Here is a 25,475-nt window from a genome sequence, read left to right as displayed (position 1 = left end):
GTGCCTTCTGCGCCTTCAGATAGTAGGCGTCGTAGTAGCCGGAGGAGAGCGCGTAGGTGCCGAGCATGATCCTGCGCTTCACCTCGGCGCCGAACCCTTCGGCACGGCTCTTGGCGAACATGTCGATCAGCCCCTTGGCCGACTCGCTGCGGTGCCCGAAGCGGACCCCTTCGTAGCGGGCGAGGTTGGAGCTCGCCTCGGCGGTGGCGATCAGGTAGTAGGTGGCGACGGCGTACTCGGTGTGGGGGAGGCTCACCTCCCTCATCTCGGCGCCGAGGCTCTTGTAGAGGGCAATCGCCTCGTCCATCGCCTTCTTCACGTCCGGGTCGAGCCCCTCGATGTAGTACTGCTTGGGGAGGCCGATCTTCATCCCCTTCACCCCTCCTGAAAGGGCGGCGACGTAGTCGGGAACCGGGGTATCCACCGAGGTTGAATCCATCGGATCGTAGCCCGCCACCGCGCCCAGCATGATGGCCGCATCGGTGACGTCGCGAGTCATCGGCCCGACTTGGTCCAGCGAGGAGGCGTAGGCGATCACGCCGTAGCGGGAAACCCTGCCGTAGGTAGGTTTCAGGCCGACGCAGCCGCAGTGGGAGGCGGGCTGGCGGATGGAGCCGCCGGTATCGGTGCCCAGGGTGGCGGTCGCTTCGCGTGCCGCGATGGCTGCCCCGGAGCCGCCCGAGGAGCCGCCCGGGGTGCATTCGAGGTCCCAGGGGTTCCGGCAGGGGCCGAAGTGGCTCGATTCGCAGGAAGAGCCCATGGCGAACTCATCCTGGTTCAGCTTGCCGAGGATGACGGCGCCGCGCTTCTTGAGATTGGCGACGGCGGTCCCGTCGTAGGGCGGGATGAAATTCTCCAGGATCTTAGAGCCGCAGGTGGTGCGGATCCCCTTGGTGACGAAGATGTCCTTGAGCCCGACCGGGATGCCGGTGAGGAGATCGGATTCGCCGGCGGCAATGCGCTTGTCGGCCGCCTCGGCCTCGGCCAGTGCCAGTTCCGGAGTCACGGTGATGTAGGCATTGACGCGTTCATCCACCGCCTCGATCCGCGCCAGCATGGCTTTGGTCGCCTCCACCGAGGAGAGCTCCTTCGCCTTCAGTTTGTCGTGCAGTTCATGTATGGTGAGGTCGAAAATTTCCATTGCATATTCTCCGCATTCCGCCCGCCAAAGGTCCCCCCCTTGACAAAGGGGGGACAGGGGGGATTTACCTTTAGATTCAATAAGCTTCACCCCCATCCTCACCCCTGCCCTCCCCTTGAATGGGAGGGGGTTTAAAGAAGGGGATTAGAGTGACAGGGATCTACTCGATCACCTTAGGCACTCTGAAAAAGCTCTCGGTATGCTTGGGGGCGTTGGCCAGGGCGGCGTCCACTCCGATCGACTCCTTCAGAGTGTCGGGGCGGAAGGCGTTTTCCATGGGTACGGCGTGGGAGGTCGGAACGATCCCCTCCGTGTCGAGAGCGTTCAGCTTCTCTACGTAAGCGAGGATCGAGTCCATTTGGGCGGTAAAGGTGTCGAGTTCGGGATCGGAAAGCTCAAGTCGGGCGAGCCGTGCCACGTGCTCCACCTCAGCTCTGGTGATCTTCATGCATGCTCCAAGGGGCGCCATTGCTGGCGTCCCGGTATTTTTGGGTGATATCGGTTATTAGCATGAAAGGGTCAAAAAGGCAAGGAAACCACCCTACTCGCGCTCCTGCATCTCGCCGGAAACCTCGTTGGAAGGGTCACTCTCCAGCGTCTCATTTTTAACCTTTTCCAGAGTGGTCATCCAGTAGCTGTAACGGGCTCCGAACAGCACGCTCTTGTCCTCGTACTTGGTCCCGCTCACCGGAGTGGCGTTCAGCGGAGAGGGGGGCATCTTCTCCCCCGCCTTGGCGCGGTAGATGTTGTAGCCGACGATGGCGCCGTCCGAGGGTGGGATGGAGACAAAGGAAAGGACCACGCCGGTGGCGGTGGATTCCGCTTCCAGCACGGGCGGCGCAGCCGGATGGACGGCGGTGCGGCGAACCTTGTTGGAGTCCTTGCTCTGCAGCTCCTCGGCGGTGAAGGAGCGCACCTTGTACTGGTAGGTCTTCCCTTCCAGGAGATCGGTATCGGCATAGAGGTAGCGGTTTCCTACCTTGGTGACTTCCTTGGGGTAATCCACGTAGACCTTCGCCAGCTGGGTATAGGCCGACGGGCACTCCTCGCAGTCCTGGGAGGGAGGCAGCACCGGACGCCGGAACAGCAGGAAACCCGCCAGGTCGGTGAGCCGCTGGCCGCTCTCCTCGCGCAAGGGAGACGACCAGGAGACCTGGAAGCGCCCCCCCTTCTGGGCGACGGCCAGGTCGACAATCTGTGCCGGGGCGAGAGCTTCGGGAGGGATCAGGGGACCTTTCTTTCCGCAGCCGGAGAGAAGCAGGGCCGGGAGCAGGACGAGAAGGAGGAGCGACAGCAGTCGCTGGGTGATGCCGCGCCTGAGCACCCCATCCTCACCCCTGCCCTCCCCTTGAAGGGGAGGGAGAAGTTCGTGAAAGGCAGGATGGTGCGTGCCAATAGATGTGCGGCGGGCCCGACGTCCCCTCCCCTTCAAGGGGAAGCTTGCGCGCCGGAGCCAGTAGGCGAAGGCGGGGGACAGGGTGAGGATGGGGGCAGCCACCGGCTACCTGCCTTCCTTGGCGCGGGCGATCTCGGCCTTTACCCGCTCCAGTGCGGTGCCGCCGGTCGCGCTGCGGGCGTTGACGGAGGCCTCCAGAGTGATGAAGCCGAAGATGTCATCCTCGATCCGTTCGGAGAACTGCTTCCACTCCTCAAGGGTCAGTTCCGGGATGTCCTTGTCATTCTCGACGCAGTAACGGACCGATTTCCCCACCACCTCGTGTGCGTCGCGGAAGGGAAGCCCTTTCCGGACCAGGTAATCGGCGACGTCGGTGGCGGTGGAGAAGCCGGCGCCGGCAGCCTGCTTCATGCGGTCCGGGTTCACCTTCATCTCGCGCACCATGTCGGCAAAGATCTTCAGGCTCCCCTTCACGGTGTCGATGGTGTCGAAGAGGGGCTCCTTGTCTTCCTGCATGTCTTTGTTGTAGGCGAGCGGCAGCGACTTCATCACGGTCAAAAGCGACATCAGGTTGCCGTACACGCGCCCGGTCTTGCCGCGCACCAGCTCCGGGACGTCGGGGTTCTTCTTCTGCGGCATGATGGAGGAGCCGGTGCAGAAGGAGTCGGAGAGGTCCACGAACTTGAACTCGCTGGTCGACCAGAGGATCAGCTCCTCGGAGAAGCGGGAGAGGTGCATCATCAGGATGGAGGAAGCGGAGCAGAATTCCAGGGCGAAGTCACGGTCTGAGACGGAGTCCAGGGAGTTGCGGGTCACCTCCGGGAATTCCAGCTGCTCCGCCACGAACTCGCGGTCGATCGGGAAGGTGGTGCCGGCCAGGGCGCCGGCGCCCAGCGGCAGCACGTTGGTGCGCTTCAGGCAGTCCTCCATGCGCCCCAGGTCGCGCTTGAGCATCTCGTGGTAGGCGAGCATGTGGTGCGAGAAGAGGATCGGCTGGGCGGTCTGCAGGTGGGTGAAGCCCGGCATCATGACGCCCAGGTTCTGCTCGGCCTGGTAGATGAGCGAGTCCATCAGCAGCTCGATGTAGGCGGAGATCTCCACCAGTTCGTCCCGCAGGTAGAGCCTGATGTCCAGCGCCACCTGGTCGTTCCTGGAGCGCCCGGTGTGGAGCCTTTTGCCCGCATCGCCGATCCGCTCGGAAAGCCTCGCCTCGATGTTCATGTGGATGTCTTCCAGCGAGACGGAGAAGTCGAAGGTCCCCGCCTCGATCTCGTCGAGGATCGACTTGAGGCCGGTTACGATGGCCTCCACGTCCTCGGCCGGGATGATCCCCTGCTTGCCGAGCATGGTGGCGTGGGCGATGGAGCCGCGGATATCCTGGTGGTAGAGGCGCTTGTCGAAGTTGATGGAGGCGGTGAACTCCTCAACGAATTTGTCGGTCGGCTGGGTGAAACGTCCGCCCCAGAGTTTGTCTTTGGACATGGTTAGATCTCTCCTGCTTCTTTAGTCTTGTTCATTCATTTCGAATGCTTGAGGTGTCGCGCCCTCTCCTGTTTTCTGCCAGCCCTGATCCTTGTCCCAGCTCAGCACGGAATGCACCTTGAGCGGCAGTCGCGAGCTGCGGGGGTCAAGTTCATGGTGCAGGGGGAGATTGAAATAAAAGAGCCTGCTACCGGGGCCGAAGCGGAGTCGGCCGACCGGCGCGCCGGCGAAATCGTCGCTTTGGAACTCCGGCTCCTGGAACTGCAGCATCTTGTGGCGGCTGCTGATCACAACCGAGGAGACGCCGTAGCACGACTCGCAACGCACCCCCTCCACCACGCTCTCGTTGGAACAGTTGCCGAAAACGGTGACGGTCTCCCGCACTCCCGGGGTGTCTTCCAGGTACTCGCCGTAGAAGCCGGTCAGCACGTCGCGATACGAGCTGTGCTCCGGCTTGGGGTTGCACTGGATCACGAAAAGGGCGTCCAGCGACTGCCGCTTGGTGAAGAAGAGGCGGTCGGAGTAATCGATGATCTGCCTGATGTTGGACGAGTAGAGGTCCCGGTACAGGTAGTCCAGGCAGATGATGGTCATGAAGTTGAAGCAGGCGGGCTCGCCTCGGAAGAGGTAGAAATGGCGCCCACGGTAGAGGTCATGGTCCTTGTCCAGGAACTCCTCGCCCCGGAAGGGATGGCTCTTCGCCTCCAGGAATACCCTCAGTTTGCCGGTCGCCTCCTTGACCGCGATGCAGCACCAGTTGACCGGCATGCCGAGGATGTCCCCGGAGTCCACGTCCTGTTCGAGGAGCTCGATCACGTCCGCGTTGTCCGCGTGGAAGCGGATCAGCATCTTGCGGTATTCCTGCAGCTTGATCTGCTCCAGGCCGAACATGGTGACGGTATTGGGCCGGAACTCCTTGTCGATGAAGGAGAGCATCTCGTCGAAGCGGTCCACCGGGATCGAGCATTCCGGGAACATCAGGAAGTGCAGCCGCTTCATGTTGCCGTCGCCGGCCGCCACCAGGTCGAGGATGCTCTTCACCACCTGCCACTGTTCGTCCGGTGCCTCCAACCGGAACAGATGATCGCGCCGCGCCAGGCGGTTGGGGATCTGCGCGATCAGGCAGTGCAGGTGATGCCCCAGGGGGAAGTCAAGATGGACGTGTTTTTCAATGATCTTGACCATAACAACCAACCCCAAGGCTTATTCAACAGGGATGAACAGGATGAACGGGATAACAACTAAAAAGCGTTCCTGATTATCAACCTACCAACCCCTTCAAGCTCGTAACACCGTTCGCCCTGAGCCTGTCGAAGGGTAGCTTGTGAGAGTCGGGAAAGGGGTACTTCGACAAGCTCAGCACGAACGGATCCCGACTATACCTTCCCCCGAATTCCCGGAAGAACTTTGATCACACCTTGCACTGCACCGCGTCCGGGAAAACCTTGGTCAGGATGAAACGGGCACCGGCGGGAATCTTGTACTGCTCCAGCTCCTCGGGCTTCACCCAGCGCGCCTCCATCACCTCGTCCCGGTTGTGGTTGACGTCGCAGTACAGCGGCGTACAGCGGTAGTAGAGGATGATGAAGTGGTAGTTGCTTTCTCCCGGCGTTACGTGCTCGAAGATGTCGATCAGGTCCTTCACCTCGACTTCCAGCCCGACCTCTTCCCAGACCTCCCGCTTAAGCGCCTCGACGATCGGTTCACCGAGGTCGATCTTCCCCCCCGGCATCACCCATTCTCCCTGGAAAGGGGGGACGCTCCGCTGGGTCAGAAGCACCTGGTCCTCGCTATCGACGATGACGGCGACCACCGAGGTCACGATGTGATTTGCCTTGAATTCTTGCTGCTCCATAAAGCGGAATAGGGGCACGATGCTCTCGTGCCCCTATGACCTCCTGAACCGAAAGCGGTTCCCTTACTTCTTCTTGTTGGCCTCCATGAGGGACCGGATCCTCAGCCTGAGCGAGTTCAGCTTGATGAAGCCCTCGGCGTCGGCCTGGTTGTAAACCTGGTCCTTCTCGAAGGTGGCGAAGTCGAGATTGAACAGCGAGTTGGTCTCGGACTTCCTGCCGACGGTGCGGCAGTGACCTTTGTACAGCTTGACGCGGGCCACGCCGTTCACGGTCTTCTGGGAGTCGTCGATCAGGGTCTGCAGCATCTCGCGCTCCGGTGCGAACCAGTAACCATTATAGACCATCTCGGCATAGCGCGGGATAAGGGAGTCGCGCAGGTGCATGACTTCACGGTCCATGGTGATCTGCTCGACGGCCATGTGGGCCTCGCGCAGGATGGTGCCGCCCGGGGTCTCGTACACGCCGCGGGACTTCATGCCGACAGAGCGGTTCTCCAAGAGGTCGACGCGGCCGATGCCGTGCTCGCCGCCCAAGAAGTTCAGGTGGGCAAGGAGCTCGGCCGGGGACATCTTGACGCCGTCCACCGCCACCGCGTTGCCGTTCACGAACTCGATCTCGACGAACTGCGGCTTGTTGGGGGCTTTCTCCGGGGACTTGGTCAGCACGTACATCTGCTCGGGCGCTTCCATCCAGGTATCCTCGAGGATGCCCCCCTCGAAGGAGATGTGCAGGAGGTTACGGTCGGAGGACCAGGGGCGCTTCTTGGTGATCGGGATCGGAATGTCGTTCCTCTTGGCGTAGTTGATCAGCGCCTGGCGGCTGTTCAGCTTCCACTCCCTCCAGGGGGCGACCACGGTGATGGCCGGGTTGAAGTGGTAGTAGGCAAGCTCGAAGCGGACCTGGTCGTTGCCCTTGCCGGTGGCGCCGTGGGAGACGGCGTCGCAGCCCTCAATCTTGGCGATTTCCATCTGGCGCTTGGCGATCAGCGGGCGCGCGATGGAGGTGCCGAGCAGGTAGTGCCCTTCATAGATGGCGTTGGCGCGGAACATCGGGAACACGAAGTCCTTCACGAACTCCTCACGCAGATCGTCGATGTAGACCTTATCGGCGCCGGTGGCGAAGGCCTTCTCACGGATCGGGTCCAGTTCGTCGCCCTGGCCGAGGTCGGCGGAAAAGGTGACGACTTCGCAGCCGTACTCGTTCTTGAGCCATTTGAGGATGATGGAGGTATCGAGCCCGCCCGAGTAGGCAAGGACGATCTTCTTGACTTCTTTCTTAGCCATGGGTTCTCCTTAGGATGATTTGTGGAACAGGTGCCAGTTCTCTTGGTACAACCGTGCTGCCTTCAGTCACTGGTACTTCTTTATAGAATCACCTTTCCTATCTCAGAAACGTTTCCGTTGCCAACAACGGGTGCAACAGGTCCTCCCCTTGATAAAGGGGGGACAGGGGGGATTGCTTTTATCTTCTAACTAGAGCCAACTGCAATCCCCCTAAATCCCCCTTTATCAAGGGGGACTTGACGGCTACTTCACGCCACCCATCAGGGTGGCCATGATGGCCTTCTGCACATGCAGGCGGTTCTCTGCCTCATCCCAGACCACCGAGTTGGGGCCTTCGATGACGCTGTCGGTGATCTCCTCGCCGCGGTGGGCGGGGAGGCAGTGCAGCACCACGCAATCCTTATTGGCGAGCGCCACCAGTTCGTCGTTCAGCTGGTAGCCGGCGAAGGCCTTCTCGCGGACCTTCTGCTCCTCTTCCTGCCCCATGCTGGCCCAGACGTCGGTGTTCAGCACGTCGGCGCCGGCTACCGCCTCTTTGGGATCGCGGGTGATGACGATCTTGGACTTGCCGTTGGCGCGGGCCCAGGCCAACACAGTGGCGTCCGGGTCGTACCCTTCGGGGCAGGCGAGGGTGAGGTCGAAGCCGAAGATGGCGGCCGCCTCGATCCAGCTGTTGGCCATGTTGTTGCCGTCGCCCACCCAGGCGAACGTGAGCCCCTCATAGCCACCCTTGTGCTCGATGACCGTGAAGACGTCCGCCATGATCTGGCAGGGGTGGTGGAGGTCGGTAAGACCGTTGATGACCGGAGCCGAGGAGTACTTGGCGAACTCGTCCACCGTCGCCTGGGCGAAGGTGCGGATCATGACGCCGTCGCAGTAGCGGGCGATGACGCGGGCGGTGTCCTTGATCGGCTCGCCGCGCCCCATCTGGGAGTCCTTGCCGGAGATGAAGAGGGGGTGTCCGCCCAGCTGATAGAAACCGACCTCGAAGGAGATCCTGGTCCTGGTCGAGGACTTCTCGAAGATCATGGCGAGGGTCTTCCCCTTCAGGAGGTGATGCTCCACGCCGCTTTTCTGTTTTTGTTTGAGATCCTTGGTCAGCGCGAAGATGGCGTCCAGTTCAGCCTTGGAGAACTGGCTCAGGGCGAGGAAGTCTTTATTCATTGGCTGGCGTCTCACTTTCTTACTTGATATGGGGACTGGCTTAGCAGGTGCCAGTCCCCCTCTACACAGCATTTCGTATTAGCCGTTCCCCCTGAGCCTGTCGAAGGGCGTGCAACTTATACGGCTTGGTCAGACAGGAAGAAGTTGGGCCGCGCTTCGACAAGCTCAGCACGAACGGTTCCCCCCCAACATTGTCAGCCCCCAGGCCCTGCTACTTAATCTCTTCCAGGATCCCGGTCAGGATGGCGAGCATCTCGTCCACTTCCTGTTTGCTGACGATCAGCGGCGGGACGAAGCGCAGCACCTTCTCCTGGGCGCAGTTCAAGAGCAGTCCGCGCTCGAGGGCCTTCTTGACGATGTCGGCGCCGGGAATGGAGAGCTCCACGCCGATCATGAGGCCGATGCCGCGCACGTCGGTGATGAAGGAGAACTTCTTCTGCAGGGCCTCCAGCTCGCCCAGCAGGTACTCGCCCATCTCCTCGGTCCTGTTGAGGATCCCGTCCTCCAGGATGGTGCGCACGGTGGCCACGCCGGCGGCGGTCACCAGCGGATTGCCGCCGAAGGTGGATCCGTGGGTGCCGGGGACGAAGGCGGCGGCGATCTCGTCGGTGGCCAGCATGGTCCCGATAGGGGCGCCTCCCGCCAGCGCCTTGGCCAGCGTCATGATATCCGGGGTGATGCCGAAGTGCTCGTGGGCGAACAGCTTGCCGGTCCGGCCCATGCCGACCTGCACCTCGTCGAAGATGAGGAGGAGGCCGTTCTCGTTGCAGAGCTGGCGCACCTCCTGGAAGTAGGTAGCGTCCGGGACTACCACCCCGCCCTCGCCCTGGATCGGCTCCAGCATGATGGCGCAGGTGCAGGGGGAGATGGCGGCCTTGAGGGCGGCGACGTCGTTGAACGGCACGTGGCGGAAACCGTGCAAAAGCGGGTCGAAGAATTTCTGCACCTTCTCCTGGCCGGTGGCCGAAACGGTGGCCATGGTGCGGCCGTGAAAGGAGGAGATGGCGGTGATGATCTCGTAGCGGTCGGCGCCGTGCTTCTCGCGGCTGTAGCGACGGGCGAGCTTGATGGCCGCCTCGTTCGCCTCCGCGCCGGAGTTGCAGAAGAATGCCTTGTCAGCGAAGCTATGGGTGCAGAGCAGTTCCGCCAGCTCGATCTGCTGCGGGATGTGGTAGTAGTTCGAGCAGTGGATGAGCTCGCCGGCCTGTTTGGCCAGCGCGGCGGTCACCGCCGGGTGGCAGTGCCCGAGGTTGTTGACGGCGACTCCCGCCAGGAAGTCCAGGTACTTCTTGCCGTCGGCGTCCCACAGATAGCACCCTTCGCCCTTCACCGGCACCAGCGGGTAACGCCCGTAGGTCTTCATGATATATTTGTCAGCCTTGTCGATCCAAGCCGATGATTTCATCTGGAATTACTCCTCTATCTCGGTCCCGATCCCCACGTTGGTGAAGATCTCCAGCAGGACGGCGTGCTCGATCCTGCCGTCCACGATGTGGGCCTTCTTGACACCGGCGGCCAGCGCGTCGGTGCAGCAGGTCACCTTGGGAATCATGCCGCCGGTCACGGTGCCGTTGTCGATCAGGGTCGGCACGTCGGCGAGCTGGATGCTGGACAAAAGCTCACCGGTCTTGCTCTTCACCCCGGAGACGTCGGTCAAAAGGATGAGCTTCTCGGCGTTGAGCGCCGCCGCCACCTTGCCCGCCACCACGTCGGCGTTGATGTTGTAGCTTTCGCCATTTCGGCCTACCCCGATCGGAGCGATGACCGGGATGAACCCTCCTCTTTCCAGTGCCGTCAGGATGGTGGCGTTGACCTCGATCACGTCGCCGACGAAACCGATGTCGACCTTCTCGACGGTGCCGTCCGCATTCGGAACGTCCTGCAGCAGCTTTTCGCAGACCAGCAGGCTGCCGTCCTTGCCGGAGACGCCGGCGGCGCGGCCACCGTGCTGGTTGATGTAGCCGACCACCTCGCGGTTGACCTGGCCGGTCAGCACCATCTCCACGACCCCCATGGTCTCCGCGTCGGTGACCCGCATCCCTCTGACGAATTCGGAGACGATGCCGTAACGCTTCAGGGTTTCGTTGATCTGGGGACCGCCGCCATGCACTACCACGACGTTGATGCCAATGTATTTCAGCAGGATGACGTCGAGTGCAAACGACTTCCTGAGCTTCTCGTCAGCCATAGCGTGACCGCCGTACTTGATCACGATGGTCTTGCCGGAAAAACGTCTGATATAGGGGAGAGCCTCCATCAGAGTGCTCGCCTTGTCTATTAGTTTCTGCATCTCCATAACAGCCTCAATATTGGTCGATCTACGTGGAAAGTGGCTAATATAACAGATAAGGGGAAATAATCAACTTCAAAGAGCCCCTGGATCCCCTCTCCTGAAGGGATGGTACGCCGACATCCCCTCTCCCGAAGGGGGAGGGGCGGGGGAGGGGGAGCGCTGTCCCGAAGTGGCACTGTGCTTCGACAAGCTCAGCACGAACGGCTAGAGCAACTCGCTCTTGAGCAACTCTCTCTTGAGCCAATCTCTCTGAGGCCAGCCTGAGCTACGCTTCGGGTATCACAGAGGCGGGGGTAATGGTGGGGATGGTGATGACCACGCGGGTACCGGTCTCCGGCTCACTTTCGATGCTGATGCTGCCGCCGTGCATCCTGATGAACTCACGTGCATAGAAAAGGCCGAGGCCGAAGCCTCGGATCTGACCGGTATGGTTCATGTCGACCTGGTAGAACTTCTCGAAAACCTTGGGGAGTTGCTCCTTGGCGATGCCGACCCCTTCATCCTCGACCACGATTTCGCAGCTTTCCTGAGAACACCTGAGAGTCACGTAGACCGTTCCCGAATCCTTGGAAAACTTGATGGCGTTGTCGACCACCTGCTGCAGCGAGAAACTGAACTTGGCCCGATCGAGCATGATCTCCGGCATCGGTTTCAGGTCCAGGTCCGAAGTGACATCCGGCTTGTCCGTCCATTCCCTCGACGCGCGCACAACTTTGGGAATGAGGAGGCCAAGATCGCACGGTTCGAGGTTGAGCCCGTCGCGGGCGTCCATCACGTTGGAAAAAGTCAGCAGATCGCTCACCAATCTTCCCAGGTAGCAGGCCTCCTCGTGGATGAGGCCGATGTTCTCCCTGGTGACCTCGTCTTCCGGGTCGTAAACGCCGTCGGCAAGGTTCTGCAGGAAAAGAGAGATGGCGGTGATGGGGGTGCGGAACTTGTGGGAGACGAGCGAGAGGAAGTTGGTCTTGAGGCGATCGAGGTTCTTGAGGCTGGCGATCTCTTCCTTGAGGGCCTTCTTCTCCAGGGCCTTGTCGACCGCGCTTTTCAGTTGCAGCAGGTTGATCGGCTTGTTGATGAAGTCGTCGGCATCGGCCTTGAGCGCCTTGAGGATCAGCTCCTTGTCGGCGAAGCCGGTCATCATGATCACCACGACCGTCGGCTCCCGCTCCTTGACCTTCTTGAGGAACTCGAGGCCGTCCAGCTTGGGCATCATGACGTCGGTGAGGATAACGTCGATGCCGCCGCGCAGGAAGAGGTTAAAGGCTTGTTCGCCGTCCTCCGCCTCCATCACCTCGTAATCACGGAGGGCCCGCTTGCAGAGGTCGCGGATCACCGCCTCGTCGTCGACGATGAGCAGCGTCTTGCGCTCCCGCTCCTGCATGAGGAGCTGACCGGATCTTTGGGTGAGTTGGAACATGAGCCCGGCACCTCGTGGCTAAAAACACCCGTCTACTTACTCAAGCTCTCCCTCCCCCTGCGGGGGAGGGTAGGGGTGAGGGAAGCCTCGCATCTTCGTGGAAAGTTCCCTCACCCCGGCCCTCTCCCGTAGGGAGAGGGGGAGTTGGCAGAGAGGGATTTGAAACAGGCAAAGTTACCCGACGATGTTGTACACCGCCTCCAGCGCCTCGGCCAGGTTTTCCGGCTTGGTGCCGCCGGCCTGGGCGAGCTCGGGCTTGCCGCCGCCGTTCCCCCCCACGATGGGGGCGATGGCCTTGATGATGTCGCCAGCCTTCCAGCGCGAGGAGAGGTCGGAGGTGACCGCCACCAGCAGGTTCGCCTTGGCGCCGTCGCTGGTGCCCAGCGCGATGATGCCGGAACCGATCCGCTCCTTGAGGGTGTCGGAGAGCTCGCGCAGCCCCTTGGCGTCGCCGCCGTCCACCTTCACGGAGAGGACCTTGACGCCGTTTTGCTCGCGGACCTGCTGGATCAGGTCGGCCGACTTGGACGCGTTCAGCCGTCCCTGCAGCGCCTCGATCTCTTTTTGCAGCTCGCGCTGGCTGGCAACCAGCTTGTCCACCCGGTCGAGATTGGCGCCCGCCTCGGCCTTCACCAGGGTGGCGATGCCGCGCTGCTCGTCCTCGAGCGCGTGCACATAGGCAAGCGCGCCGGCCCCGGTCTGGGCCTCGATCCTTCTCACGCCGGCGGCGATGCCCACCTCGGAGAGGATCTTGAAGAAGCCGATCTCGCCGGCGCCGTGCACGTGGGTGCCGCCGCACAGCTCGCTGGAGATGTCCCCCACCCGGACCACCCGGACGGTATCGCCGTACTTCTCGCCGAAGAGCGCGGTGGCGCCGGAGGCGAGCGCGTCGCTGGAGGCCATCTCGCGGATGTCGACCGGGGCGTTCTCCATGATGAACTCGTTGACCAGGGTCTCCACCTCGCGGATCTCGGCGGGAGTCATGGCGGAGAAGTGGGTGAAGTCGAAGCGGAGCCGGTCGGGCGCCACCAGCGAGCCCGCCTGCTTGACGTGATCGCCCAGCACCTTGCGGAGCGCGGTCTGCAGGAGATGGGTGGCGGTGTGGTTCCTGGCGGTCGCCGAGCGCTTGGCGGTGGAGACCTTCAGGTCGGCGGCCTCACCGGCGCGAATGCTGCCGGAGACGACCTTGCCGCGGTGCACGATCAGGTCGGGATAGGGACGGGCCGAGGAGCTGACCTCCAGGTGACCGGAGCCGGTGGAGATCAGGCCGGTATCGCCCACCTGACCACCGGATTCGCCGTAGAACGGGGTGGTGGCGGTGATGATCTCCACCTCGTCCCCCTCGTTGGCCTCCTCGACGGTGATGCCGTCCTTGATGATGGCGCTGATCGGCGAGTAGGCGGTCTGCTCGGAATAGCCCACGAAGTTGGTGGTGATGCCGGTGCCGTGCAGTTCCTTGTAGATGGCGGCGAGCCCTTCCTCGCCGGAGCCCTTCCAGTTCTCCCTCGCCTTGGAGCGCTGCCTTTCCATGCAGAGCGCGAAGCCGTCCTCGTCCAGGGTGAAGCCCTCCGCCTCGACGATGTCGGCGGTGAGGTCGACCGGGAAACCGAAGGTGTCGTACAGCTTGAAGATCACCTCGCCGGAGATGACGCTCTCGCCGGCTTCCGTGAGGCGGGCGGTCTCCTCGTTGAGGATGGCGAGGCCGCGGTCGAGGGTCTCGGCGAAGCGCTGCTCCTCGGCCTGGATCACCTTCTTCACGTAGTGTTCGCGCTCGATGAGTTCCGGGTAGGCGTCGGCCATCATCTGGTTGACGCCGTCCACCACCTTGTACATGACCGGATCGCTGATGCCGAGCATCTTGGCGTGGCGGGCGGCGCGGCGCATGATGCGCCTGAGCACGTAGCCGCGCCCCTCGTTGGAGGGGAGCACGCCGTCGCAGATCAGGAAGGTGATGGCGCGGGAGTGGTCGGCCATGACGCGCATGGAGACGTCGTCCTTCTCGTCGGCGCGGTACTTCTTGCCGGAGAGGGTCTCGATGTGGCGGATGATCCCCTGCAAGAGGTCGGTATCGTAGTTGGAGGTGACCCCCTGCATGACCGCGGAGATGCGCTCCAGGCCCATGCCAGTGTCGACCGACGGTTTGGGGAGCGGCGTCATGGAGCCGTCCTTGCTCCGGTTGAACTGCATGAAGACGTTGTTCCAGATCTCCATGTAGCGGTCGCAGTCGCAGCCGACCGCGCAGGTCGGGCTGCCGCAGCCGGTGCCGGGGCCGTTGTCCCAGAAGATCTCGGTGCAGGGGCCGCAGGGGCCGGTGTCGCCCATGGCCCAGAAGTTGTCCTTTTCGCCGAAGCGGTAGATGCGCTCCTTGGGCACCCCTTCCTGCTCGTGCCAGATGGCGGCGGCCTCGTCGTCATCGGTGTAGACCGTCACGTAGAGGCGGTCCTTGTTGAGACCGAGGTCTTGGGTGAGGAATTCCCAGGCAAAGGCGATGGCGTCCTTCTTGAAGTAGTCGCCGAAGGAGAAGTTGCCGAGCATCTCGAAGAAGGTGTGGTGGCGTGCGGTGCGCCCGACGTTTTCCAGGTCGTTGTGCTTCCCGCCCGCGCGCACGCACTTCTGGGAGGAGACCGCCCTCACGTAGTCCCGTTTTTCGAGGCCGAGGAAGGTGTCCTTGAACTGGTTCATGCCCGCGTTGGTGAAAAGGAGCGTGGGATCGTTTCTGGGGATGAGATTGGAACTCTCAACCAGGGTATGCCCCTTCTTCTGGAAGAACTCAAAAAATCTGGCCCGGATTTCTCTGCCTGTCATGTACAAAACCTCAGCTATATGGGAATAACCTTCTTAACCTAAAAAAAATTACCTAATGGAACGCGGATGACGCGGATTTTGCGGATTTACACGGATCAAGAGCAAAGACTTTTTGTTCTTAACCGAAATGTTTTATCCCTTTTATCCGCTTTTAGCCCTGTTCCAAAAGCCTTTGAATTTATTGTTTTTCTGGGTTGGTTTTATCCGCGGTAATCCGCTAAATCCGCGTCATCCGCGTTCTATGCCTTTGACTGCAACTGTTTCAGGATGGCCGCAAGGGAAAACCCTTTTCTCTGCAGGTAGCCGATCACCCGGCGCTTTTCCTTGTCGGTCGCGCAGCCGGCGTCGAAGCCGCTGAACCGCCTTGCCATCAGCTCGCCCAGCAGCTCCCCCTCGCTGTGTTCCTCGTCGATCTCGGCCAGCACCTCGGCTACGATGGCGGCTGCCACGCCGCGGCGGGCGAGTTCCATCTTCAGCCTGGCGCCGTAGCCCCTGCCGTTTCGGATGGCGGAGGACGCGAAGTGACGCGCGAAGCGGACATCGTCGAGGTAGCCAAGCTCCCTGAGCCTCGCCACGCTCTCCTCGATCCCCGCTTCCTCGTACCCCTTCTCCTTCAGCTTTCTCCTGAGTTCCGCCTCGGAGTGATCGCGCAGCGACAGAATCCTCAGGCTGCTGTCGAAGGGGGTACCCTGCTTCACCTAGTACTTCTCGATGACCATGTCGACGTTTTCGACCTTGGATTCTTCGTCGTCCTTGGTGAAGTTGTCCCAGTTGGTGTCCGAGGTGGAAGAGATACCGGAAACCTTGAGTGCGAAGTCGTCCGGGTTGCTGGACTGCCTCATCGCCTCTTCGTAGGTGATCAGCTTCTGGGTGAGCAGTTGCATGAGCGACTGGTCGAAGGTCTGCATCCCGTAGCTGGTGAAGCCTTGCGAGATGGCCTCCGGTATCTGCTTGGTCTTCTCCTTGTCGTCGATGCAGTCCCGGATACGGGCGGTGCCGATCATGATCTCGACCGCCGGCACGCGCCCCTTGCCGTCCGCCCGGGGCACCAGCCGCTGCGAGATGACCCCCCTGAGGATGCCGGACAGCTGCATGCGCACCTGCCGCTGGTGGTACGGCGGGAAGACCGAGATGATCCTGTTGATACTCTCGGCGGCGTCCAGCGTGTGCAGGGTGGAGAGCACCAAGTGGCCGGTCTCGGCGGCGGTCAGCGCGATCTCGATAGTCTCGTAGTCGCGCATCTCACCCACCAGGATGACGTCCGGGTCCTGCCGAAGCGACGAGGTAAGCGCCTTGCCGAAGGAGAGGGTGTCGAAACCGACCTCGCGCTGGCTGATCAGGCTCTTCTTGTCCTTGTGCAGGTACTCGACCGGATCCTCGATGGTGATGATGTTGCAGGTCCGGTTCTCGTTGATGTAGTCGATCATCGAGGCGAGCGTGGTGGACTTGCCGCTCCCGGTGGTGCCGGTGACCAGGATCAGGCCGCGGTGCTCCAGGGCGAGCTTCTTCAGGACCGGCGGCAGGTTGAGCGTCTCCAGGGTCGGGATGGCGATCGGGATGGCGCGCAGCACCATGGCCACGGTCCCGCGCTGGGCGAAGACGTTCACGCGGAAGCGCCCCAGGCCCGGCACGCCGTAGGAGAGGTCGGCCTCGTAGTTCTCCTCGAACAGCCTCTTCTGGCGGTCGTTCATGATGCCGAGCGCCATGGTCCGCACCACGTCGGCGGTGAGCCGCTCCGCGTTCGGGATGGCCCGTAAGGCCCCGTCAATCCTGACGATGGGAGGGAGTCCCGCCTTGAGGTGGATGTCCGAGCCCTTCGCCTTCATCGCTATGGCGAGTATTTCGTTGAGTTGCATGGGACCCCGCTAGAGTGCGGCTACCGCCTCTTCCGGAGCCAATAGCTTGGCCCGGATTTCCTGCGTGATTTCAGGATGCTCCTTCAGGAACAGGCGCGAGTTCTCGCGTCCCTGGCCGATGCGCTCTTTCCCGTAGGAGAACCAGGCGCCGCTCTTCTCGACCACGTTGCGTTCCACCGCGAGGTCGAGCACATCTCCCTCCTTCGAGATCCCTTCGCCATAGAGGATGTCGAATTCCACCTCTTTGAAGGGGGGAGCCACCTTGTTTTTGACCACCTTCACGCGGGTGCGCGAGCCGATCATGTCGTTGCCCTGCTTGAGGGCGGCGATCTTGCGGATGTCCATCCTGACCGAGGCGTAGAACTTGAGGGCGTTGCCGCCGGTGGTGGTCTCGGGGTTGCCGAACATGACGCCGATCTTCATCCTGATCTGGTTGATGAAGATCACGCAGCAGTTGGACTTGGAGATGATGCCGGTGAGTTTCCTCAAGGCCTGGGACATCAGGCGTGCCTGCAGACCCATGTGGGAGTCGCCCATGTCGCCCTCGATCTCCGCCTTGGGGACCAGGGCGGCCACGGAGTCGATGACCAGCACGTCGATGGCGCCGCTTCTCACCAGGGTCTCGGCGATCTCCAGCGCCTGCTCGCCGGTGTCCGGCTGGGAGACCAAGAGGTCGTCGGTCTTCACCCCGAGCTTCCTTGCGTAGCCGATGTCGAGGGCGTGCTCGGCGTCCACGAAGGCGGCGATGCCGCCGGTCTTCTGGGCCTCCGAGATGATGTGCAGGGCGAGGGTGGTCTTGCCGGAGGACTCCGGTCCGAAGATCTCGATCACGCGCCCGCGCGGCACCCCCCCGACGCCGAGGGCCAGGTCCAGGGAGAGCGAGCCGGTCGGGATGGAGGCCACATCCGGCAGAGCCTCCTCGTTGCCGAGCCTCATGATCGAGCCCTTGCCGAACTGTTTTTCTATCTGGCTGAGCGCCAGGTCAATCGCCTTCTCCTTGTCGAGCATCGCCATCTCGTATATCTCCTGTTCCGTGTAGGTCACGGTCTTTAATGGAAAAATGGAATCAACCACATGTAGCACAACCCACGACGGGTTTTCAAGCTGAACATCCCTGCAGGCAAAACAAGTTTATGTTCTATCTTCTACGCCGACCAACTCCCCCTCTCCCGACGGGAGAGGGTCGGGGTGAGGGAAGCCGCGCATCGGATGGAAAGTCTCCGCAGTCCCCTCTTCCAACACCCCTCTCCACCGGGAGAGGGCAGGGGTGAGGGAAGTCGCGCATCGGGTGGAAAGCATCCGCAGTGGCCGGCTGCGGTCCCCCTCCCTAGCCCTCCCCCTCCGGGAGAGGGGACATTCGGAGTTCATAACGTTATACGCGACAGATGTGAGTGTCGGTGCCACCCATGACAATGCGCAGACCTTACCTGAACGGCACGACAGATTAAGTCGCGAGCGAAACGACGGCAGAATTGCCGGATGGCTCTCCCCCGGGAAGGGCAATGCAGGAGATGTTACTACACTTTCCCGATAACAACAGGCGGCGGACGCAGACGTTAGAAGAGCGCCGGCTGGCTGATTTCCTGCTCCAGGGGGAGCAGCACGAAGAAGGAGCTTCCCCCCTCGCTCTCCACCCAGACCATGCCGCCGTGCGCCTCCACCATCCCCTTGACCATGGCGAGCCCAAGACCGGCCCCCTTCCCCTGCGTCCTGCTGCTGCCGCTGGAGTGGTGCCTGATCTCCCCTACCTCGTAGAAGATCTCAAAGATCCCCTGCTGCTCCTCCATCGGAATGCCGATGCCCGGATCCCTCACCTCCACCTCAAGGTAGCAGCGGTTGCCGCAGCGCCTTAGGAAGTCGGCGTTGAACTGTTCCAGCCGCTCCCGCCGCTCCCAGAGCGAGTTGACATCCACCACCCGTCCCCGCACCTCGATCTCGCTCCCCTCGGGGCTGAACTTCATGGCGTTCAAAAGCAGCTCCCCGAAGATCCGCTCCAGGTACTCGCGGTCACCATCGAAGAAGGGAAGCGCGTCGAGGCCAGTCAGCTTCACGCTCTGTCGGCGCTCATCGAGCTGCGGCTTCAGCTGCTCGGTCATGGCGTGGAGGAACTGCTGGAGGTGGACCACGGACGGTGCCAGCTGGTCCCCCCGCGCCTCCAGCTTGATCAGCTTCAAGAGGTCGGCCACCAGCTCCCTGAGCCTCAGCCCGCCGTTTTTGACCATCTCCAGTACCGCGGCGTGCTCCGGGCGGCTCTCCACGTCCTGCAGCAGATAATCGGCGCCGGAGATGATGCTGGTGAGCGGGGTATTGAACTCGTGGGAGACCATGCCCAGGAACTGGTTTTTCATGCGGTCCAGGCGGTTCAGCTCCAGGTTCGCCTGCTCGACCAGGGCCAGGTTCTTCTTGAGTTTGATTTCGGAGAGGGAGAGGTTGTGGCTGGACTTCTCCAGCAGATGATGGGAACGGAGCAGCTCCGCGCTCTTCCAGTTGAGTTCCGCAAACAGGCGGTTCTTCTCGATCACGTTGGCCAGTTGCTTGCCGACGCTTTCCAGGAAGCGCAGGTCCTCCTCCGTGTAGCTGTGCGGGGAGAGATGCAAAAGATGCATGACGCCGACCAGGTGCCCCTGCACGAAGAGCGGGACGCCGGTTATGCTGCGCCAGCCGTACGCTTGCGCGCTGTCGAACAGGCTCCCCGGCGGTCCCTCCTCTACCACGCTGACCCCCATGCAACAGACGGGGGCCTTGAAGGCGGAGGCGAGCTGCTTGGCAAGGGAATCGGCAACCTGCCGGGACACCGAGAGCTGGGGAGGCTTGCCGGCCTCACCCACCAGGTGGACGGTACCGCCGCCTGCCCCGAACAGCTCCATGATCTCCACCAGGGTCTCCTCGGGGACCCCTACCCCCGGCCCCTGCTTCATGCCGGTGAGGATGTCGTTCAGGATGGAGAGTTCCCGGTTGCGGTGCCGGATCTCCCTCTGGGTCTGCACCTGCAGGGTCACGTCCCGGACGATGCAGTGGACCACCTGTTCGTCGACCAGGTCGATCAGCCTGCCGCTTATTTCGCCGAGGAAGATGCTGCCGTCCTTCCTCTGGAACTGGAGCGGCTCCGAGCTGACCGTGCCGTGCCGCTTGAGCTGGTAGACGAAGGAGCGGAACTTCTCACGCTCGTCCGGATGCAAGAGGTCGCGCCCCAGCATGGAGGAGAGCTCCTCCTTGTCGAAGCCGAGCAGTTCGAGTCCCTGGCCGTTCGCCTCCTCCAGGGCGCCGGTCTCCGCGTTGAAGACGAAGATGGCGTTGCCGGCGTCCTCCAGGAGCGACTTGTAGCGGCAGGCGGCCTTGGCCACCTCCTGCTGCATCCCGCTGATCTCCAGGCGCAGCCCGCTCAACACGCTCCCCCGGCGCTTCTTCAGGGACGCCGAGATCACCAGCAGCACGGGGGCGAGCGCGACCACCACCGCCGGATGGACCCAGGGCGACAGCGGGTAGTTCCGGTCCATCCAGAGGAGGACCAGTTCACAGGCGAGCAGCAGTAACAGCGGAACAAAGTGCAAGGTGCCTCCCGTAACAGGCAAGCAACGACAGCTCACGAAATCCGCATCCCCTCTCACGCCCCATCCCCACCCTGTCCCTCCCCTTGAAGGGGAGGGGACGCGAGGTCTGAGGGGTCGGCTCAGCAAGGGGCAAAGTCTTTCCCCACCCACTCCTCTCCCGCAAACTCTCCCTCCCCTTCAAGGGGCGGGCCGGGGTGAGGATGGGGGAGTTGCTACTTCTGCAGCGCCAGCAGGTAGCACCTCAGCCAGTCGAGCGCGGTGAAGCAGGTCATCCCCCGCACCGCCTCGCGGTCGCCCGGGAAGTTGTACCTCTCCACGCGGCAGGAAACACCGTCGGCCATGGCGATATGCACCGTCCCCACCGGTTTTTCGTCCGAGCCCCCTTCGGGGCCGGCGATGCCGGTGACGGAGAGGGCGAGGTCGCTTCCCGCCGCCTGGCGCGCTCCGGTCGCCATGGCGCAGGCCACTTCGGAACTGACGGCGCCATGGGCGATGATCAGCTCGGGGGGGACGGAGAGCATCCTGCTCTTCGCCTGATTGCTGTAGGTGACGTTCCCCTCCAGGAAGTAGGCGGAGCTCCCGGCCACCCTGGTGATGCGGGCGGCGATCATGCCGCCGGTGCAGGATTCCGCGAGCGCCAGGGTTTTCCCGCTCTTTCTGAACAGGGCGGCCAGCACGTCGTCCATGGTCTCGTCGTCCCGGCCGAAGGTCTCGGCGGAGAGCCGGCCGCGGATCTCGGCCGCCGACTTCTCCAGCAGCTCCAGGTGCCGCACGTCCGCGCGCAGGATCAGGTGCACCTCCGGGAACTTGACGCAGTAGGCAAGCTCAACCGGCGAGTCGGCGGGAAGGCATCCCTCCAGGCGCGCGGCGACGGCGGCCTCGGAGATGCCGAACAGTTTCAAGGTGATCCGCCGCCAGCCCCCTTTACCCTCCCCCGCCAGGGTGGGAAGCACCGTGTCGTCCAGCATCCTCTCCATCTCGAAGGGCACCCCGGGCATGAAGAAAAACCGGCAGCCGTCCAGGGTGAGCTGGAAGCCGCAGGCGGTGCCGAGCGGATTGGGGATCAGCGTGCACCCGGCCGGGAGCAGGGCCTGGCTGAGATTTTTCGGGTGCAGACCTCCGGTGGTGCGGTTGGAGAAACTCCCCAGGTGCTCCAGCGCCTCGGCGGAGACCTCCAGCTGGACCCCCGCCACCCGCGCAGCCGCCTTGGTGGTCAGGTCATCCGGGGTGGAGCCCAGCCCGCCGGTGACTACCACCGCCTGGTGGCCGGCGGAGAGCTCCCTCAGGGCCGCAACGATGGCTTCCTCGTCGTCCGCCACCGTCAGGTGCCTGGCCACCCTGACGCCGGCGTCGTAGAGCCTGCCGGCGATGTGGGCGGCGTTGGTGTCGACGATCTCGCCGGTGAGGAGCTCGTCGCCGATGGAGAGGGTCGCTATCTTCACAGAAGCCTCATGATGAGATGGGTGGCGATGCAGGCGTAGACGCCGGCGACGATGTCGTCCAGCACCACACCGTAGCCGTTTTTCAGGTGGCGGTCGAACCAGCGGGCCGGCTGCGGCTTGGTAACGTCGAAGAGCCGGAACATGAAAAAGCCGACCAGCACCGACTGCCAGGAGACCGCCACCGCGGTCATGGTGACCAGGAACCCCGCCACCTCGTCGATCACGATCTTGCCGGAATCGTGCTCGCCGTAGAGCTCCTCGCCGAAGCAGGACACCCAGCAGGCGAACAGGGTGAAGGCGACGGTGGTCAACAGGTAGAGCGGCAGCGGAAGCCGGGAGAGCGCCAGGTAGAACGGGATGGCCCCCACCGTTCCCACGGTGCCGGAGGCTACCGGCGCGAGGCCGGTCCCGAACCAGGTGGTGGCGACAAAGGCGAAGCGTCTCATCCTAAAGCCGTCTCCCGCTCCACGATCCGGTACACCTCGATGAGCGGCAGGGAACGCGCCAGCGCGATCTCCCGGCAGGAGTCGTACTCCGGCGTTACCCGCCCCCCTTCCAGCACCTTCACGCGCACCGTCCCCAGCGAGGTCTCCCGCTCCCGGACTTCCCGGGCCAAAGTGATGCGCCGGACCGGGTAGTAGCGAAGGCCGATGGCGGTGGACTCGGAGAGGATCAGGGAGGAGAGCGCGTCCAGCTCGGGCTTCCGGGCGATCACGGTCAGCCGGGTGGCGGGACGGTTCTTCTTCATCTGCAGCGGGCTGAAGGCGACGTCCAGCGCGCCTGCCTGCAGCAGCCGTTCCATCAGGAAGCCGAACAGCTCCGGGTTCATGTCGTCGATGTGGGTCTCGATGACCAGCACCTCTTCCTCGTCACGCGCCGCAGCCACCTCCCCCAGCACCACGCGGAGGAGGTTGGGGAGCTCGGCGAAATCCTTCTCGCCGGCGCCGTAGCCGATCTGGCCGGCCGTCATGGCCGGCGGCGCGCCGAAACCTTCGGCGAGGGCGGCCACGATGGCGGCCCCGGTCGGGGTCACCCGCTCTCCCTCCCCGATGTCCCCCGCCAGCGGGATTCCCTGTAGCAGATGGGCGGTGGCCGGTGCGGGGACCGGGAGCCGGCCGTGGGCGGTCTGCACGAAGCCGCGCCCGAAGGGAAGCGCCGAGGCATAGACCTTGTCGATGCCGAGGTAGTCGAGGCCGATCGCGGTGCCCACGATGTCGACGATGGAATCGATGGCCCCCACCTCGTGGAAATGGACCCGTTCCAGCGGCACGCCGTGCACGGCGGCTTCCGCCTCGGCGAGCCGCCTAAAGATCCGCTGGGCAAGCTCCTTCACCCGCGGCTTCAGCGAAGAGGCCTCGATCATGGCGGCAATGCCGGAATAGTGGCGGTGCGGCTGGTCTTCCTTGAGCAGGGTGACCTTGAAGGAGGTGCCGGATACCCCGTGGCGCGAGGCCCGCGAGCTGTCGAGGGCGTAGCCGGAGAGCGGAAGCTTGTCCAGCTCCTCACGAAGCGTCTCAAGCGGCAGTCCCAGCTCCAGCAAGGCGGCCACCGTCATGTCGCCGGCGATCCCCGCAAAGCAGTCGAAGTACGCGATCTTCATGCATGGATCCTATTCATCAGGCTCGCCGCGTAGGCCGCGCCGAAGCCGTTGTTTATATTGACCACGGTGACCCCCGCGGCGCAGGAGTTCAGCATGCCCAGCAGGGCCGCCACTCCGCCGAAGGCCGCGCCGTAGCCGACCGAGGTGGGGACCGCGATCACCGGCTTGTCCACCAGCCCTCCCACCACGGAAGGAAGCGCGCCTTCCATGCCGGCGACCACGATGATCACGGCGGCCTCGGCCAGGAGCGCCTTCCTGGCCAACAGGCGATGCAGCCCGGCGACCCCCACGTCGTAGAGCTTCTCTACCTCGTTCCCCATCAATTGCGCGGTGAGCACCGCCTCCGCCGCCACCGGGATGTCCGAGGTGCCGGCGCAGACCACCAGCACCTTCCCCTTACCGCGCATCTTTACCGGATGCTGCTCGATGGTCAGGGCGCGGGCGTCGGCGTGGTAGATTGCAGCGGGGAAGAGGGGGGCGAGCTTCTTCCCCTTGGCGGCGTTCACCCTGGTGGCGAGCACGTTACTCCCCTTCTCCACCAGTGCCGTAATGATGGTCTGCATCTGGGCGACGCTTTTCCCCTGGCCGAAGATCACCTCGGGGAATCCCTGGCGCAACGAGCGGTGGTGATCCACCGTCGCGCACCCCAAGTCCTCGAAGGGGAGGTGCTTCAGCCGTTGGAGCGCCTGCGCCACGTCGACCGTACCGTCGCTGACCTCCTTGAGGATCTTTTCGATAGCGCTGCTATGCATGCTCGGACTGTCTCCCGTTATCTTGAAAAATGGCATTAAGCTAACATAGAACGGAGCGTTCCGCTGCATAAAAATGGGCTTCCATGGCGGTGCGGGAACATTTTTGTGACATAGGAGGAGGCGGGTGTGAGTGGCAGGGAGTCGGGCGGGATTGAATCGGTATCGGCGGACATGCAGTAGCTACCGGTATTAAACAAAAAAGCCCGCGTGAGCGGGCTTTCGCTGGCTGGATAGTTGGTCGGGGGATCAGGTCCCGTCATCGCAGTTCAAGAGCGCCTGGATACTGCTCCCGTTCGACCTTATACGCTTCCAGTCCGCTCCTGAGATGATTCAGATCCGCTGCACAACTGCTGATGTAGGCACGGGAACGAAAGGAGGTATACTGCGGGACGGTGATCATTACCAGAACTGCCATAATGGCCACAACCACCAGCATCTCGACGAGCGTGAACCCTTTCTGGTTGACCTCGATAGCCATGACTCCCTCAAAGTAAAAGCGGACCAACTGGCGACCTGACTGTTGGCCGCTCCGGCAAGTGCCGGCGCGCCAAGCGCACTGCGGCACGGTCCTTATAACATGCCCGCCGCAAAAGTAACAGTACCCAGAGAAGGGGATGGCACCGGCTGCTCGGCCATCAGCATCCCTGCAGGGCAGCTCCTGAAAAACTGAAGGGAGCCGCTGCAGGTTCGATACTCTCGATCGGATTGCCGCAGTACGGGCATACCGTGCAGGAGGGATCGACGTAGCGCAGGCAGTAGCGGAAGCTGCACTGCTTGGGCCTTCTTTTGGAGACAAAGCCGAGCTGTTTTTCGACCGCCTGCTTGACCGCTTGGCATTCCAGCGCTTCTTCCATCTGGAGCCTGCGTTTTTCAACATTCTCTGCCTTTTTCTGCTTGCCCCGTTTTGACATCTTCGCCTCCCAATTACACCAGTTCTCAGCTCTTGCGCGTTTTTCGGGCCAGCAGATTCCTGGAAGGGGGAACTTCCGTATGCCTTACCAACGTTTATCAGGGAACGTGTCCGGCTTTTCTTCCCGTCGACCTCACTATACTTTCTCGATTCAATCTTACCAACGAAAAAAAGGGGACGCTCCCCAAAAAATCGTCCCCTCTCCCGCATCTTAGAGCTGGATCACCAAGTCGGCGCAGGCCGGGTAACAGCCGGCCGCCACCCTCCGCCACTTCCCCGCGCCGGCATTCCTCTTCTCCCCGGAACGCCGATCACCCCTCCAGCGATTCCAAGGTATGGGCCAGGTCGGACACCTGGTAGGGCTTCTTGACCGCGGCCAGGAAGCCGTAATTGCTGGCATTGGAGAGCGACAACTCGTGGGAGTACCCGCTGGAGACCACCAGCTTGGCCGCCGGGTCGTAGGCGAGGAGCCGCTGGGCCGCCTCCCGCCCCCCCATCCCCCCCGGGATGGTCAGGTCCATGATCAC

At 62.7% G+C, this 25,475-nt stretch carries 22 protein-coding genes and 1 pseudogene; all 23 read right to left on the bottom strand.

Annotation, left to right across the window (positions count from 1 at the left end):
* Positions 1–1,141 (bottom strand): Asp-tRNA(Asn)/Glu-tRNA(Gln) amidotransferase subunit GatA (gene gatA / locus VJ604_RS05060; RefSeq protein ID WP_324080289.1); only part of this gene is annotated, 1,141 nt, incomplete at its 3' end.
* A gap of 160 nt (positions 1,142–1,301) precedes the next feature.
* Positions 1,302–1,589 (bottom strand): Asp-tRNA(Asn)/Glu-tRNA(Gln) amidotransferase subunit GatC, encoded by a 288-nt coding sequence (gatC, locus tag VJ604_RS05055; RefSeq protein WP_324080288.1) that lies wholly within the window; start codon positions 1,587–1,589, stop codon positions 1,302–1,304.
* Positions 1,590–1,682: 93 nt separating this feature from the next.
* A complete protein-coding gene (gene lptM / locus VJ604_RS05050; RefSeq protein WP_324080287.1) occupies positions 1,683–2,465 on the bottom strand; it encodes an LPS translocon maturation chaperone LptM in 783 nt (260 codons plus the stop codon).
* A 177-nt stretch (positions 2,466–2,642) separates the two neighbouring features.
* A complete protein-coding gene (gene argH, locus VJ604_RS05045; RefSeq protein ID WP_324080286.1) occupies positions 2,643–4,019 on the bottom strand; it encodes an argininosuccinate lyase in 1,377 nt (458 codons plus the stop codon).
* A gap of 21 nt (positions 4,020–4,040) precedes the next feature.
* Positions 4,041–5,204 (bottom strand): hypothetical protein, encoded by a 1,164-nt coding sequence (locus tag VJ604_RS05040; protein WP_324080285.1) that lies wholly within the window; start codon positions 5,202–5,204, stop codon positions 4,041–4,043.
* Between the two features lie 226 nt (positions 5,205–5,430).
* Positions 5,431–5,874, bottom strand: coding sequence for an NUDIX domain-containing protein (locus VJ604_RS05035; protein ID WP_324080284.1), 444 nt, complete (start codon positions 5,872–5,874; stop codon positions 5,431–5,433).
* Positions 5,875–5,937: 63 nt separating this feature from the next.
* Positions 5,938–7,158, bottom strand: a complete 1,221-nt coding sequence (locus VJ604_RS05030) for an argininosuccinate synthase (RefSeq protein ID WP_324080283.1) — start codon at positions 7,156–7,158, stop codon at positions 5,938–5,940.
* Between the two features lie 243 nt (positions 7,159–7,401).
* A complete protein-coding gene (argF, locus tag VJ604_RS05025) occupies positions 7,402–8,322 on the bottom strand; it encodes an ornithine carbamoyltransferase (protein WP_324080282.1) in 921 nt (306 codons plus the stop codon).
* Positions 8,323–8,533: 211 nt separating this feature from the next.
* The gene (locus tag VJ604_RS05020) at positions 8,534–9,727 is read right to left on the bottom strand and encodes an acetylornithine transaminase (protein ID WP_324080281.1); all 1,194 of its coding nucleotides are present in this window, start codon (positions 9,725–9,727) and stop codon (positions 8,534–8,536) included.
* Positions 9,728–9,733: 6 nt separating this feature from the next.
* Positions 9,734–10,612, bottom strand: a complete 879-nt coding sequence (argB, locus tag VJ604_RS05015; RefSeq protein ID WP_324080280.1) for an acetylglutamate kinase — start codon at positions 10,610–10,612, stop codon at positions 9,734–9,736.
* Positions 10,613–10,880: 268 nt separating this feature from the next.
* Positions 10,881–12,032, bottom strand: coding sequence for a hybrid sensor histidine kinase/response regulator (locus VJ604_RS05010; protein WP_324080279.1), 1,152 nt, complete (start codon positions 12,030–12,032; stop codon positions 10,881–10,883).
* A 174-nt stretch (positions 12,033–12,206) separates the two neighbouring features.
* Positions 12,207–14,837 carry an alanine--tRNA ligase gene (gene alaS, locus VJ604_RS05005; RefSeq protein WP_324080278.1) on the bottom strand — a complete coding sequence of 877 codons (2,631 nt, stop codon included), beginning with the start codon at positions 14,835–14,837 and terminating at the stop codon, positions 12,207–12,209.
* A 239-nt stretch (positions 14,838–15,076) separates the two neighbouring features.
* On the bottom strand, positions 15,077–15,535 hold the full coding sequence (locus VJ604_RS05000; RefSeq protein ID WP_324080277.1) for a regulatory protein RecX: 459 nt from the start codon (positions 15,533–15,535) through the stop codon (positions 15,077–15,079).
* A complete protein-coding gene (locus tag VJ604_RS04995) occupies positions 15,536–16,693 on the bottom strand; it encodes a type IV pilus twitching motility protein PilT (RefSeq protein WP_324080276.1) in 1,158 nt (385 codons plus the stop codon).
* A gap of 9 nt (positions 16,694–16,702) precedes the next feature.
* Complete coding sequence (recA, locus tag VJ604_RS04990) at positions 16,703–17,701, bottom strand: recombinase RecA (protein ID WP_324080290.1); 999 nt, start codon at positions 17,699–17,701, stop codon at positions 16,703–16,705.
* 548 nt (positions 17,702–18,249) lie between these two features.
* Positions 18,250–20,244, bottom strand: coding sequence for a sensor histidine kinase (locus VJ604_RS04985; protein WP_324080275.1), 1,995 nt, complete (start codon positions 20,242–20,244; stop codon positions 18,250–18,252).
* Between the two features lie 212 nt (positions 20,245–20,456).
* Complete coding sequence (locus VJ604_RS04980; protein WP_324080274.1) at positions 20,457–21,686, bottom strand: CinA family nicotinamide mononucleotide deamidase-related protein; 1,230 nt, start codon at positions 21,684–21,686, stop codon at positions 20,457–20,459.
* Positions 21,683–22,132, bottom strand: a complete 450-nt coding sequence (locus tag VJ604_RS04975) for a phosphatidylglycerophosphatase A family protein (RefSeq protein ID WP_324080273.1) — start codon at positions 22,130–22,132, stop codon at positions 21,683–21,685. The genes VJ604_RS04980 and VJ604_RS04975 overlap by 4 nt, the downstream gene beginning before the upstream one ends.
* Positions 22,129–23,286 (bottom strand): nickel pincer cofactor biosynthesis protein LarC, encoded by a 1,158-nt coding sequence (larC, locus tag VJ604_RS04970; protein WP_324080272.1) that lies wholly within the window; start codon positions 23,284–23,286, stop codon positions 22,129–22,131. The genes VJ604_RS04975 and larC overlap by 4 nt, the downstream gene beginning before the upstream one ends.
* Positions 23,283–24,038 carry a nickel pincer cofactor biosynthesis protein LarB gene (gene larB, locus VJ604_RS04965; RefSeq protein WP_324080271.1) on the bottom strand — a complete coding sequence of 252 codons (756 nt, stop codon included), beginning with the start codon at positions 24,036–24,038 and terminating at the stop codon, positions 23,283–23,285. Before larB ends, larC begins: the two co-directional genes overlap by 4 nt.
* A gap of 256 nt (positions 24,039–24,294) precedes the next feature.
* A complete protein-coding gene (locus VJ604_RS04960) occupies positions 24,295–24,516 on the bottom strand; it encodes a type IV pilin protein (protein ID WP_324080270.1) in 222 nt (73 codons plus the stop codon).
* A gap of 157 nt (positions 24,517–24,673) precedes the next feature.
* Positions 24,674–24,949 carry a hypothetical protein gene (locus VJ604_RS04955; RefSeq protein WP_324080269.1) on the bottom strand — a complete coding sequence of 92 codons (276 nt, stop codon included), beginning with the start codon at positions 24,947–24,949 and terminating at the stop codon, positions 24,674–24,676.
* 310 nt (positions 24,950–25,259) lie between these two features.
* Positions 25,260–25,475 (bottom strand): annotated as a pseudogene (locus VJ604_RS04950) (hypothetical protein); the annotation flags it as partial.

It is taken from the genome of Geomonas sp. (assembly GCF_035254065.1).
Taxonomy (GTDB): Bacteria; Desulfobacterota; Desulfuromonadia; order Geobacterales; family Geobacteraceae; genus Geomonas.
Note: the sequence above shows the minus strand (reverse complement) of the source record. Positions and strands in the feature narration are given on the sequence as shown.